Source organism: Candidatus Hydrogenedentota bacterium (assembly GCA_035416745.1).
In the GTDB taxonomy this organism is placed as follows: domain Bacteria; phylum Hydrogenedentota; class Hydrogenedentia; order Hydrogenedentales; family SLHB01; genus UBA2224.
The window spans coordinates 43588-57506 of record DAOLNV010000007.1; the positions used below are offsets into that span (position 1 = coordinate 43588).

At 60.2% G+C, this 13919-nt stretch carries 8 protein-coding genes; 7 read left to right on the forward strand and 1 reads right to left on the reverse strand.

What is annotated here, in order from left to right:
- The first annotated feature begins 271 nt into the window (after positions 1-271).
- The 7 genes from putP to PLJ71_04340 all read left to right on the forward strand — a co-directional run bounded on the left by putP (position 272) and on the right by PLJ71_04340 (position 11997).
- A complete protein-coding gene (putP, locus tag PLJ71_04310) occupies positions 272-1792 on the forward strand; it encodes a sodium/proline symporter PutP (GenBank protein HQM47885.1) in 1521 nt (506 codons plus the stop codon).
- Between the two features lie 43 nt (positions 1793-1835).
- Positions 1836-3968 (forward strand): hypothetical protein, encoded by a 2133-nt coding sequence (locus tag PLJ71_04315; GenBank protein HQM47886.1) that lies wholly within the window; start codon positions 1836-1838, stop codon positions 3966-3968.
- A gap of 61 nt (positions 3969-4029) precedes the next feature.
- Positions 4030-6420 carry a hypothetical protein gene (locus PLJ71_04320; protein HQM47887.1) on the forward strand — a complete coding sequence of 797 codons (2391 nt, stop codon included), beginning with the start codon at positions 4030-4032 and terminating at the stop codon, positions 6418-6420.
- Positions 6421-6525: 105 nt separating this feature from the next.
- A complete protein-coding gene (locus tag PLJ71_04325; protein ID HQM47888.1) occupies positions 6526-8442 on the forward strand; it encodes a hypothetical protein in 1917 nt (638 codons plus the stop codon).
- 182 nt (positions 8443-8624) lie between these two features.
- The gene (locus tag PLJ71_04330; GenBank protein HQM47889.1) at positions 8625-10214 is read left to right on the forward strand and encodes an ABC transporter substrate-binding protein; all 1590 of its coding nucleotides are present in this window, start codon (positions 8625-8627) and stop codon (positions 10212-10214) included.
- Positions 10192-11151, forward strand: coding sequence for a sugar ABC transporter permease (locus PLJ71_04335; protein ID HQM47890.1), 960 nt, complete (start codon positions 10192-10194; stop codon positions 11149-11151). Before PLJ71_04330 ends, PLJ71_04335 begins: the two co-directional genes overlap by 23 nt.
- A 3-nt stretch (positions 11152-11154) precedes the next feature.
- The gene (locus PLJ71_04340; GenBank protein ID HQM47891.1) at positions 11155-11997 is read left to right on the forward strand and encodes a carbohydrate ABC transporter permease; all 843 of its coding nucleotides are present in this window, start codon (positions 11155-11157) and stop codon (positions 11995-11997) included.
- A gap of 753 nt (positions 11998-12750) precedes the next feature.
- On the opposite strand, the gene PLJ71_04345 is transcribed toward PLJ71_04340, so the two are convergent.
- Positions 12751-13656 (reverse strand): restriction endonuclease, encoded by a 906-nt coding sequence (locus tag PLJ71_04345; GenBank protein HQM47892.1) that lies wholly within the window; start codon positions 13654-13656, stop codon positions 12751-12753.
- Positions 13657-13919 lie beyond the last annotated feature (263 nt).

Genomic DNA, 13919 nt, shown 5'->3' on the forward strand with positions numbered 1-13919 from the left:
GATGGCGGATGTTTTCACGTTCCTGCCACCCCACCTCCTCCCAGATGCGGTGAACAGTCTCGCGGTCTCTCGCGGAATCATACGGCCGCCAATTCATCACATGGCCCCCCTTCAAACGTTATGACAAAGAAACCCGCTTTTCCCGGATCTATGCGCATCGAACGCTACTCAGCATATCAGGATTGCGCCCGGCACGTGAAGGCGGTATAGTCCTCGCAAAGGCGTTGGAGAACGCGAATACGGCGCGGTCGTGCCCTCTGCCGGGGACTTGATGTCTGAGGACAACCTATCCATAGCCGTCGTTTTTCTGATCTACCTTGCCGCCATGCTCGGTTTGGGGTTTGTGTTCTTTCGCCGCACCGAAAGCACCTCCGACTATTTCCTGGGCGACCGCAAGCTCGACAAATGGGTCACTGCACTGAGCGCCGAGGCATCGGACATGAGCGGCTGGCTTATGCTGGGGCTTCCGGGCGCCGCTTATCTCTCGGGCCTCTCCGCCTCGTGGATAGCCATCGGGCTGCTCGCGGGCACATACGTGAACTGGCGGTTTGTCGCGCGGCGGCTTCGGTTCTTCACAGGCGTCTCGGAGGAAATCATCACCATATCCGACTACCTGGAACACCGCTTCCGCGAGAAGCGCAACCTTCTGCGAGTCGTGTCGGCCTTATTCATCCTGGTCTTCTTTCTGATCTACACGGCATCGGGGTTTGTGGCAAGCGGAAAGCTGTTCAGCACCGTCTTTGATATGCCGTACAGCGCAGGACTGCTCGCGGGCGCCGCCGTGGTTGTCTCTTACACCTTCCTGGGAGGATTCAACGCGGTCTGCTGGACCGATTTCTTTCAGGGGTCGCTGATGTTTGTCGCCATCCTGGCCGTGCCGCTCGCGATTCTGGATGCGGCAGTAGACAGCGGAGAAATGAACGCCGCTCTGACACAACTCTCGGCGTCGGATCCTTCTTTCTTCACCATTTTTGGCGACAGTGGCGCCGGCGTCGCTGCTTTGCTCATCGGCACGATCTCCTCCCTCGCGTGGGGCCTGGGATACTTCGGGCAACCTCATATTCTCGTGCGGTTCATGGCCATCCGGTCCGCAGATGATATTGCCGTCTCCCGGCGCATCGCCATGGTCTGGGTCACCTTTTCCCTCGTGGGAGCTGTGGCGGTCGGCATACTGGGCCGGGCAGCAGGAGGCACGTCACTGGAAGGGGCCGATGCGGAGAAGATTTTCATGGTGTTGGTGCGCGGGCTGTTTCCGGGGGTATTGGCAGGGGTGTTTCTTTCCGCCATTCTCGCCGCGATCATGAGCACCGCCGATTCGCAGCTCCTGGTCACCACTTCCGCGTTCACGCAGGATTTCTACCGGACGTTTCTTCGAAAGAACGCCAGCGACGCGGAACTGGTCTGGGTGAGCCGCCTGACCGTCCTTGGCGTGTCCGCCACGGCGTTGCTCCTGGCCTTCTTTTCGGAAAAGCTGGTGTTTGCCATTGTGGCGTATGCCTGGGCGGGGTTCGGCGCGACGTTCGGGCCGGTACTTGTCGGCTCGCTGTTCTGGAGGCGCATGACCTGGCAGGGGGCACTGTGCGGCATGGCAACAGGGGGAATCACGGTGCTGACATGGGGCCGCCTCGAAGGCGGGATTTTCGACCTGTACGAAATCGTGCCCGGTTGCGCCGTCTCGGCCGCGGCCGTGATTGCCGCGAGTCTGGCATCCCCGCCGCCCCCGGAGGAAGCTACCCGCGAGTTCGACCGGCTGGTGTCCGAGATGAAACAAAGGGGTACAGCCGCAGAATGACAATTGCGCACCGCCGCATTCAACCACGTGAAAGGCATGCTGAATGACAGGCCTTCTGGCAATGTTGCTCGCGCCTGTGTTTGCGTCCTCCCAGGAGGACGCGCCGGCCTTGTTTCTTGCATGCTCCGAGTTCAACGACGTATACCGGCTGCTGGCGGTGGCCGAGTTTCGTGTGGCCCGGTTCGATAGTCCCGCTGAAGCCGTTTCCGCTGCTCCGGCCGAGGGCAGTGTGCTTGTGATGGCCGACGGATATCCGGACGTGCAGGCCAGTCTCGATGAGGAAGTCTTTCAAACGGCGGCGGAAAAGAACCTGCGCATGTATGTCGAGTTTCCCACTCGTGTCCCGGGTATGGCGCTCGGGGCGCCGCGGTCTGCGCGCTGGGAGCGGGCCGTTGTGACCGCGGATTTCTTCGGGAACGAGCTGGCCGAAGGGCGGATCCTGGCGATTCACGGATGCCGCTACGTGCCGGTTGATGCAGCAAATCCTCTTCTTGTCATGGCGCGGGTGGCGGGTTTCGACAGGACTGTCTTCGGCATGCCGCAAGACGCCGCGCCAATACTCTTCGAACACCCGAACCGGCCCATTCTCGTTTCCACCACTTGCCTGAGCCGGTTCGTGACGGCCCGGTACGCGCCGAGCGGCGCGTGGCAGCGCATCTGGAGGCGCATCCTGGCATGGCTCGACCCGCGTCTGGCGTTGGATGCATTCAAGTATAGGCCCGTGGTGCGCCCGTCATTCGATATGAACGCGCCGCTTCCGGACAATGCCGAATTCCTGGCCTTGAAACGCGGCGTGAACTGGTTTTTTGACGCGAAGCTCTTCGTAAATCCTGACTGGCCGGATGATCGTCGCTCGTATCCTGAGCGCGTGGGGCCCATGCCCGGGCCCGATTGGGCCATCGGAAACGGCAGCGGCGGCATGCTCGAAGGATTCAACTCGACGATTCATCCCGACGGCTCTCAGGATATGCGCTGGTGGCTGCGGAACGACTGCATGGGCGAAGGACTAATGGCCCTGGCATTCCACGCAAAGCTCACGGGCGAGGAACGCAGCCGGAAAACCGCCAACAACCTGGGCGACTTTATCTATTTCGAATGCGAGGCGACCAAAGGTCCGCGCGACGACCCCCAGAATCCCTGTTTCGGGCTCATGAGTTGGGATATCACGCAAAGCCTGGGCGTCTTCTACGGCGATGACAATGCGCGGGCATTACTCGGAGCCATGGCGGCGTCGGCGCTTCTTGAAACCGAGCGATGGGACAAGAAGATGCTGCGCTGTATGCTCGCGAACCTGCGCACGACCGGACAACTCGGGTTTCGCGATGGACGCATCGATGAGGGGCCCCTGCTCCAAAACGGTTGGCAGTATTATTTCCAACGCAAGAACACGCATTACGCGCCACACTACGAATCCTATCTCTGGGCGGTGCATTTGTGGGCCTATAACCAAACCGGTTACCGGATGTTCCTCGACCGTGCGAAGAGCGCTATCCGCATGACCATGGACGCCTACCCGGACCAGTGGCGCTGGACCAACGGGCTCCAGCAGGAACGCGCCCGAATGCTGTTGTGCCTTTCTTGGCTGATCCGCATCGAGGATACGCCGGAGCACCGCGCCTGGCTCGATAGAATTGCCTCCGACCTGCTCGCGTCGCAGGCCGAGTGTGGGGCGATTCGCGAGGAACTGGGGAAGACCGGCTCAGGCAGTTTCGCGCCCCCCGCGTCAAATGAGGCATACGGGACCGCTGAAGCGCCGCTAATCCAGGAGAACGGAGATCCCCTTTGCGACCTGCTCTACACGACCAATTTCGCTTTTCTGGGACTTCATGAGGCCGCGGCCGCGACCGGAGACCCGCGGTATGCCGAAGCGTCGAACCGGTTGGCAAGATTCCTGTGCCGGACTCAGATTCGGTCGGAGGCGCATCCTGAACTCGACGGCGGCTGGTTTCGCGCGTTCGATTTTGAGCGATGGGAGTATTGGGCCAGCAACGCGGATCTCGGTTGGGGAGCATGGTCCATCGAGAGCGGCTGGACCTGCGGATGGATCAACGCGGTCTTCGGTTTGAGACAGATGAACTCCTCGCTGTGGGACCTCACGAAGGACAGCGACATCGAGAGGCATTTTGCTGAGTTGCAGCCCGTGATGTTTAAAGGACTTGAAGACGCGGCCCCGTGAGGGCGACAATCAGTCGTTGGCGCTATCCGGCCCGGTCAGCGAAAACCATGGAGAACGCTCGATGACAGCAGTACTTTGTTCGTTGTTCTTGTTTCTTGACGCCGCGCCGCCGGCATTTGTCGCGGCAAAACCGGTCTGGCCCGAAGGCCGCGAGACCGAGATGAACCTGTTCGTGGGTTTTCGCGCGGTATTCGAGCATCCAGGCGAGGGTCCGGTGGTAGTGCGCGTGACCGGCGCCTCGAACTACCGCGTTTTTGTGAACGGCCAGTTTCTGTGCCATGGTCCCGCCCGCGCCGCCCATGGGTTCTTCCGCGTGGACGAATACGACGCCGCGCCGCTCCTTCGGTCCGGCAAAAATGTCGTGGCCATCGAAGCGGCGGGCTACAACGTCAACAGTTACTACATCATCGATCAGCCCGCCTTTCTTCAGGCGGAAATCGTGAAAGGGGAGATGTGCATCGCAGCCACCGGTTCAGAGACTCCCTTTGAGGCCGCCATTCTCGGCCAGCGCATCCAGAAGGTCGAGCGGTTCAGTTTTCAGCGCCCGTTCATCGAAGCCTATCGCCTCGATGCCGCGAGTTATGCATGGCGTTCGGACGCCGGGGCGGCAATCAATCCGTGCCCCCTGGCCGTTGTAGCCGGCAAAAACCTGATCGCCCGTCATATCCCGTGCCCCACCTTTGAAACGCGTCCGGCTTTGCGCGTGGCGGTTCAGGGCAAGCTTTCGCCGGGACAGAACGTCGAGAAACCGTGGCCGGGACACGCCGGAGGCATCAATCCTGAATACAAAGGCTATCCCGCCGAAGTACTCGACGTGCATCCCTCGCAGGAAATACAGAAGATCGCGTCCGTTGACGTCGAAGCCGTGGATACGCCACTCGTGCCCGGTGCGAAGGTGGAATTGCCTGAGAACACATTCCGCATTCTCGATTTCGGCACGAATTTCAGCGGGTTTCTTGGCGCTACCATAACGTGCACGGCGCCGGTCACGGTGTACTTCGCTTTCGACGAGATTCTCACCGAAACCGACGTTCAGTGGCACCGCATGGGCTGCGCCCAGTTCATCCCCTATTACCTCGAGCCCGGCAGGTACCCCGTGGAGTCCTTCGAGCCCTACACGATGCGCTACGTGAAGGTGATGAGTGTCGGCGGCGCCTGCACCATCGAGAACGCCCATGTGCGGGAATACGTGTATCCCGATGCGTTCGAGGCCACTTTCGCGTCAAGCGATCCGCGCCTGGCAACACTGTTCGAGGCCGGCCGCCAGACCTTCATCCAAAACAGCACGGACGTCTTCATGGACTGCCCGTCCCGCGAGCGCGCGGGATGGTTGTGCGACAGTTTCTTCACGTCGCGCACGGCCCTTGTGCTGAGCGGCGACACGCGTCTTGAGCACAACTTCTACGAGAACTTTCTGTTGCCGGACAGGTTCGCCCACCTGCCTGAGGGCATGTTGCCCATGTGCTACCCCTCGGACCACTACAACGGCAATTTCATCCCCAATTGGGCTATGTGGTTTGTCGTGCAATTGGAGGAGTACGCCGCGCGCAGCGGCGACCGCGCCATGGTAGACGCCCTGAAACCCAAGGTCCTGGCGCTGTTCGACTATTTCAAGAAGTTCGAGAATGAGGACGGCCTGCTCGAGAAACTCGAGAAGTGGGTATTCGTTGAGTGGTCCGCGGCCAACCAGTTCGTACAGGATCTCAACTACCCCACCAACATGCTGTATGCGGGCACGTTAGCCGCGGCCGGGCGCATGTATGGCATGCCCGAACTGGTCGAGAAAGCCCAACGCATCCGGCAGGTCATCCGCGAACAGTCCTTTGACGGAGAGTTCTTTGTCGACAATGCCGTCTACGAGAACGGGGAGCGCAAGGTGACCCGAAACCGGTCGGAGGTGTGTCAGTATTTTGCTTTCTTCTTCGACGTTGCAAGTCCCGAGACCCACGGCGAGCTGTGGGAGAAGCTGCATAAGGAATTCGGACCGGACCGCGGCGAGACCAAGGCATATCCGGAGGTGCATCCCGCGAATTCATTCATTGGCAATATGCTTCGGTTCGAACTCCTCTCGCGCTATGGGCTTGGGTCGCAGATCACGGGCGAATCGGCGGGCTATCTCATGTACATGGCCGAGCGTACCGGCACCCTGTGGGAGAATGTGCACGACCGGGCAAGCTGTAACCACGGTTTTGCGTCGCACATTTGCTTCACCCTCTATCGCGACGTGCTGGGCATCTACCGGTTCGACCCCATCGGGAAATCCGTCACGTTGCGATTCAACGAGGTAGGGCTGGATTGGTGCGAGGGCCAATTCCCGGTACGTGACGGCATACTCCGCCTGCGTTGGGATAAAGCGGGGGATATCCTGCGCTACCGGTTCGACCATCCCGACGGCTATGCGGTGAAGGTCGAAAACCCAACGGGCATCACCCTGGAACGCGTGGAAGACTAACTGCCAGCGCCGTGCCAATGCGCTTGTCGCTATCCTTCGGGACGGCGCCAGGGTATCTTCGCGTCAGGATTCCGGACAGCGGCATCATTTGGAGGAAAACACGTCATGTATGTTTCATTGTGCATCATCAGCGTGCTGTGCGTCGCGGCGCCACAAGGGAATCCTGGGGAGGGCGCGCAGCTTCCGGAGCGGTGGTTTGCCTACCGTTCGTTCCGGCCGTCCTCGGAACCCATTCGCGAGTTCGCGCAACTGGGCGTGGACATGGTGTGCATATTCCCTGCCAATACCGACTGTTCTCTCGGCGTGCCCTATTGCGTCTCGCCGCCCATCTGGACGGGACGGGACCGGTATGATTTCGCTTCGCTGGATGCCCAGGTATCCATGGTAAGGGAGGCTAATCCCAGAGCGAAACTGCTATGCCTGGTTGACCTTAATACGCCCCTCTGGTGGGTGCGGCTTCATGGGCGGCAGTCGGGTTTTGAAGACACGTTCTATGACCAGGGCAAGACCATCGCGACGCCCAAATGGCGCGAGGATACCAGGGCCTATCTCCAAGCATTCCTGACGCACATGCAGAAGACGTATCCCGGCTTGGTACAGGGCTATGTGCTTGCATGCGGAGGAACAACCGAGTGGCAGGACTGCAGTTGGGGCGAGGAAAGCGCCACACGCCGGGCGGCATGGCGCGCATGGATGCAGGAGCGCGGAAAACCCGATCCCATCGACATCCCGCCGGCGTCAGTGCGCGAACACGTCACCCACGGCATTTTTCGCGACCCGGCAGAGGATGCGCTGGCCGTTGATTACTGGCGATTCGCCCACTGGGTTACGGGCGACGGCATCCTGTACTTCGCGCGGGCCGCACAGGAGGTGCTGAACCACGAAACAGCGCTGGGCGTGTTCTACGGTTACATCCTCGAGTTGGCCGACTCACGGCTCCTTTACGAGGGACACCTCGATTTCGATCGCGTGTACCGGTCGCCGGACCTGGATTTCTTCATCTCGCCCGGAACGTATCATGACCGGCAGACCGGCGGAGGAAGCGGTTACATGGTCGCGCTCGAGAGCGTCCGTTATCACGGTAAACGGTTCCTGCACGAGATCGATCACCGGACGCACACTTCCAAATCCACCGTCGAACTAGGCGTCGCGGTACCGGGCCATAACGATGGGTTCCCCAACGAGCAGGCCACCATCGCCGGGTTGCGCCGCGAATTCTCGTTGGCTCTCGTCGAAGGGACGGCCCTCTGGTGGTTTGATATGTTCGGCGACTGGTTCAAGGGCCAGCCCGTGCTCGACGCTATCGGCCAGATGCAGGCTCTGTGGAAAGACCTTGCCTCGGAACCCCGCGTATCCGCTTCCGAGGTGGCCATGATCGTGGATGCAGACAGCATGCTCTTCGTCGACGGGAAGGCGCCGGTTGTCCGCGAACTCATGTACAACCAGCGGGCAGGCCTGTATCGCATGGGCGCGCCGTTTGACGTTATCTCGATGGCCGATCTCGTGGGCATCGATATGACACGCTATAAACTGGTGCTCTTCCCCAATCTGTTTGTGGTGGATAGGGCCAAACGCGAGGTGTTGGATTCGAAGATCCTGCGCGACAGCAAAACCGTCGTCTGGGTGTATGCGCCGGGAATCATCGACGGCGAAAGATATGACCCGGCCAACGTCGAGTCATTGACCGGCCACGCTTATGGCACTCAAGAGATGGCCTCCAAGCAGATGAGCGCCTGGACGTCGGTGTTCGCGCCTACGCCGAACCTGCCGGGCGGCGTGTTGCACGAGCTCGCGCAGCGGGCGGGCGTGCACGTGTATTCGGATGCACAAGAGCCGCTGTACGCCAATGCGCGGTTCCTGGCTGCCCACAGTCTGGAGGGCGGGGACCGGACCTACCGCCTCCCCCGCACGTGCGCCCGGGTGACCGAACTATTCAGCGGCCGGGTCGTGGCCGAAAACGCCGGGGAGTTCACCGACCGCCTTGACGCCCCGGGAACGGTGCTGTACCGGCTGGACTACTGACGCGCGCCCAATCAATTGCCGCCATTTCGCGACCCCGACACGCTGTACAGGTCTCATTTGGAATCATTGGCGCAGCGCCTGCGGCATTTCCTGGAACGCGAAACGCCGTTGCGCTAAGATCGGGGCCTCCGGGGCGCCCAGTCGTGGGGCGCGCCGGGCGCACACCCGCAGGGGGTACCATCGTGAGCCGATTCCCGGGTCTGGAAACCGGACTACCCAAGATAGGCCGCCCGTTCCGCAGCGCCGCGGGCTATGCCGTGGCGTCCGTGTTCCTGTTTGCCTGCTGCCTGCTGTGCGTCCTGGCAACCGGATGCCGCAGAGAAACCGCTGCGAGCCCGCGGGGAGACGGCAACAGAGCGGCGGGCGGGGTCATCCGCGTAGACCTCAATGTCTACAATCCCGGTACGATACCCTCGGGCATCGGCGAACCCAACAAAGTGTCGGCCGAACTCGCCGAGGAGTGGCAGGCAAAGCGCAAAGGACCCAAGATCCGTTACCAGCCCCTCATCAACACCGGCAGCAGTGAGGGGGAATGGCTCAAGACCCAGCTTATCGGCGGGGTTGCGCCCGAGATCATCCACATGAACGCCGAGATCGCGTGGCCGGATGTCGGCAAGGGCTGGTATGTAGCACTGGATCCCTATATCGAGCGGCCGAACCCCTACGTCGAGGGCAACAAACGCTGGTTCGATATCTTCAGCAACCAGGACATGCTCAGTGGCAAGCGCGCTCCCGACGGCAAGCTGTATTGCATCCCGCTCGACATCGTGGAAACGGGCGTCTTTTACAACAAGGACCTTTTCGCCAAGGCCGGGATTACCGAGTTTCCGCAGACGTGGGACGAGATGGAAAAGGCCTTGGGCCGGTTCAAGGAAATGAACATCATCCCCATGACCTCGGGCGGCAATCTGGGGTCCGATTGGGGACAGGACATCATCTTCGAGATGCTCTACCACAACATCATGCCTGACTTGGACCTGATACCGTCGCGCCCGGATGCCGAGAGCTATCTCGGGCACTATCTCGAGCCCCGCGAAGCCGGATTCCTGTTCACAAAGGGCTTCTTTTCGACCCGTGACCCCAGATGGCGCGAGATGAACCGCATTCTGCTCGAGTGGCGCGGGTATTGGGCCAAGGAATTGAAGAACAGCGACCCACTCCGCCTGTTTGTCACCCAGCGTCTCGCCACGCTGTGGGACGGGTCGTGGTCCATCCGCCGCATGGTCACGGACCCCTACATCGATTTCCAGTGGGGCATCGCCTACATCCCGACCATCACGCAGGCGACGAGCCCGTACGCTTCTGGCTCGCCAGCGTCCATCATCGGGGGCGGCGCGGTGCAGTTGCACGTCTCCAACAGCGCGATCATCAACGGCAATCTTGAGGACTGCATTGATTACCTGATGTTCCTGACCGCGCCGCGGAATATCGAGCGGCTGGCTTCGGAGGCTCTCGTATTCATCCCGAATATCAAGGGAGCAAAGATGGATCCGCGCCTGAAACCTTTCAACGAGATCTTCCAGCGCCAGCGCTGCGCCGTCAAGTGGCTCGATTCGTTCGACGGAGAATACAAGAAGTATTGGCGGCGCATGCTTGATTATTACCTCAACGGCGGCGTTGAACTGGACGAATTCCTCGTCATGCTCGAAGGCAACTTTGCCAAGTGGGTCGAGGCTCACCGCGGCGAGCCCGGCTGGGATTTCGCGCCGCTCGAGGAAGCGTGGAAACCAAGGGAAGCGGTCTTAGTCCGTGAACTCAAACAATCCGGATAACGCGGCTGCTACACGCGGCCATGGAGCGCGAAACGTCAAGCGCCGAAGGGCGGGCCAACCGCCTCTTGCGCTGGTTTACGGTCTGCTGCTGGCGCCCGTAGCGTTCCTGCTGACGTTTAACTACATCCCGGCCGTCTCCGCCCTCTACCATGCCTTCACGAAGTGGGATATCGGCGGCGAGAGCACCTGGATCTGGCTGGCCAATTTCACTGAACTCGCCCGTGATCCCGTTTTTCACAAGAGCATCGTCAATATCGCCAAACTGGGCGCGTTTGTCTTCGTCGCGAACCTCACCGTGCCATTTGTCGTTGCGGAGATGATATTCCATCTGAAATCGGAGCGGTGGAGCTATCTCTGCCGGGTGGCCGTGGTCTTGCCGATGATCGTACCCGGAGTGGTGACGTTCATGCTCTGGGGATATATCTACTCCGATGCCGGAATCCTGACGGAACTGCTGGTGAGCCTCGGCCGGTACGATTGGGTCCACGGATGGCTCTCGGACCCGAAAACAGCGCTGTGGGCCGTAGCGTTCGTGGGATTCCCTTTTGCGGGGGGCTTCAACATCCTGATTTATTACGCGGGGCTGGCCAACATTCCGGGAAGCGTTCTCGAAGCGGCCGAGTTGGACGGGCTTGGCGCGCTGGGCCGCATCGCGCGCATCCATATCCCGCTCGTGCTGCAGCAGGTCAAACTGCTCGTGGTGGTGACCGTGATCGGCGTCGTGAACGGGTTCGAATCGATTTACATCCTGACACTGGACGGCGGGCCCGGCTACGAGACCACGGTGCCCGGCTTGTACATGTATCTGAACGGGTTCAGCTATCAGCGCATGGGGTACGCCTGCGCCATCGGCCTGCTCATGCTGCTGTTTCTCCTGGCGTTCACGTTGACCTTGAACCGTTTCATGCGGACCGAGAGTTACGAACCGGAGACCTGACGCATGGCGAACGAACAGCTCCAGAGACGGTGGCGGCAGCTTGTGGGCGTGCTATGGCGGGCGGGTCTCATGCTCATCCTGCTGACAACGTTCTTCCCATTCTTGTTCATGCTCATGACGTCCTTCAAAGACACACACCAGTTTTACCATTCGTTCTGGCTCCCCGCGTGGCCCGTCCGCTTTGAGAACTACGCGGGAGCGTTGACCGACATGCATGCGTATATCGCCAACAGCATCTTCGTGACGGCCGTCAGCATCTCGGGCATTCTGTTGTTCGGGTCGATCTCGGGATTTGTGTTCGCGCGCTACCGGTTCCCCGGACGCGAGGTCATTTACTACGGCATGATCTCGATGATGATGATCCCCGGAGTGCTGTTGCTCGTGCCGTCGTTTCTGTGGGTGAAACAGCTGGGGCTGCTTGACTCGTATGTGGTGATGATCCTCCCCTATATAGCGGGCGGACAGATCCTCGGCATCTACCTCCTTCGCGGATTCTTCAGCCAGATTGACAACGACCTGTTCGAGGCCGCCCAGGTCGACGGCGCGGGACTGCTCCGCCAGCTCTGGCACGTCGGCCTTCCCCTCGCCAAACCCGTGCTGGGCGTCGTCGCCATCGTCAGCGCCCTCGGCGTCTGGAACCAGTTCCTCTGGCCGCTCGTCACGACTTCCAGCGAAGAGGTCATGGTGCTCACCGTCGGCATGCTGCGCTACAACTCGCGCGTCGCTGGCCAGTACGGACGCATGTTCGCCGGGTACACTGTCTCAGCCATCCCCCTCGGCATCCTCTTCCTCTTCGCCACCCGCGTATTCATGAAAGGCATCACGGCAGGGGCGTTGAAGGCGTGACTCTGCCGTCCCTGCAGGACTCGATCGTGCGCAGTCGGAAACCCAGGTCTGCGTCACGCGTGCCCGCGTGACTTGACCTGGGCTATTGCCTTTCGTCCCTGACGGGACACTGAGGGGCGGCGTAAACGCAGCAAAAGACAAAATGGAAACCTTGCGGTCCGCTCCGGCACTCAAGAGGATATCGGGAGCACTGGCGTGTCCGTCCGCGGGGCGGACAAGAAAACCCGTCCTCCCCTGCGAACGAAAAGACGCAGCGGAACACTCGACTGGCAGGGCGCCGGTGAGTAACTCCCGAGCTACAACGACGCGGCGCATGCCAGCCCAGCGCCGCGGAACCCCAACGAAGCAAAGTATCACGCAACTCATTTATTGAAGCAGGTCCATGTTTCGGGCCTTCAGCCCTTTGGGCTGTTTTGGATTCGGTTTCCTGGCCCTTCTGGCCAGGCTGGTATGTTTCGCGCCGTTGGCGCTGAAGAAGCCAGCGCCTGGTGACCGACGGGTTGCGCCGCGCTTACGGGCTCAGACCGTCCGGGTTCCGGCCACGGAGGGTGGGTTTTCCAACCCGCCCGTAAACAATCGCGCGGACCGAATGGGTGGCGCTCCCTCACTTGCTTGTACTTTGCGGACAGGAGCCTGTCTCATTTGAACGCAGCAAGATGCCACACCCACATTCTGGAACCAATCAAGAGCACAACGCCCGCCCGCGCTCATCTTATGCCGCTTGGCCGCCCAGCGCACCAGGGCGCCGCGGACTCATTCCTCAGAGAAGTAGCCGGTATCAAGCCGCTTGACCTGATAGGAAGTCATTGGTGTCACGCCGATATCGTAATCAATCATGTATTGAGCCAGCTGTTCGCCATCAATGAGGATAATCTTCGAATCGATGCGCGAGGCGTACTCGTAAGCCTCCCGGGTGAAATCTGAAGTAGTGATAAAGACGCCCTTCCGGGCGCGTTGGCCCTGCAAAGCCCCGGCGAATTTCTGAATATCGGGCTGGCCAACAGTATTGCCCCAGCGCTTCGCCTGAACGTATATTACGTCTAGTGCGAGCCTGTCTTCATTGATGATTCCGTCGATCCCCTCATCTCCGCTCTTGCCGATGGCCTTGCCGGCATCTTTCAGACTGCCGCCGTAGCCCATACCGACCAAGAGAGCGACCACTGTCCTTTCGAACAATGCGGGCGGGCTGGTCTTCAGTTGCTGGAGAAGTTCGCTTGCCAGTTCTTGCCGCAAGCTCTGATATGCGCTTTCGAGGGCTTCCTCTGGGGTCGTATCCGTATCCTTTTCCTCTATCGCGCCCTCATCCTTCTCATGACGGATCGCCCGAAATTCCTGGAACTCCTCGAATTGGTCGAGGAACTTTACGTTGACCGTTTCCGGCTTCTGATTCAGAACCTCAAGTCCACGTTCGGTGATCCGGAAAACCGAACGCCTGGGGGATTCCAATAGCCCCGCCTTCTTCATGTAGGTTCCCGCCCAGCCGACCCTGTTGTCGAATACCGGTTGACGTCCACTTGGAAGCAGTTCCCGCCTCTCATCCTCCGTGATACCAAAATGATCAGCCAGAACCTCGACGGCTTGGCGACGCGTATGCTCCTTCTTGTCGCTCGCATATTCAAGAAGGGGAAGCATTATTGATTGATAATCAGGTATTGCCATCAGTACCCCCTTTGCACCTCGCTTTGGTTGTGCACCACCACAAATCAGGTTCTTGTCCCTCAGTTTCTAAAGCAAAAGCACGAAGCGAAAACAGGCCCCGAAAACCCCATAACCAGTATAGCACTAATTCTGCTTCATATCCGCGTCGTCAGCTTCTCTGCTCTTGCGCCGGCTGAGGCCAACGGATTATTGCATCCCTTAGAATCCCCTGAAGCTGGCCCGTTCAGCTCGGGCAGAGCCGTCATGGTGATACCTGTTCACTG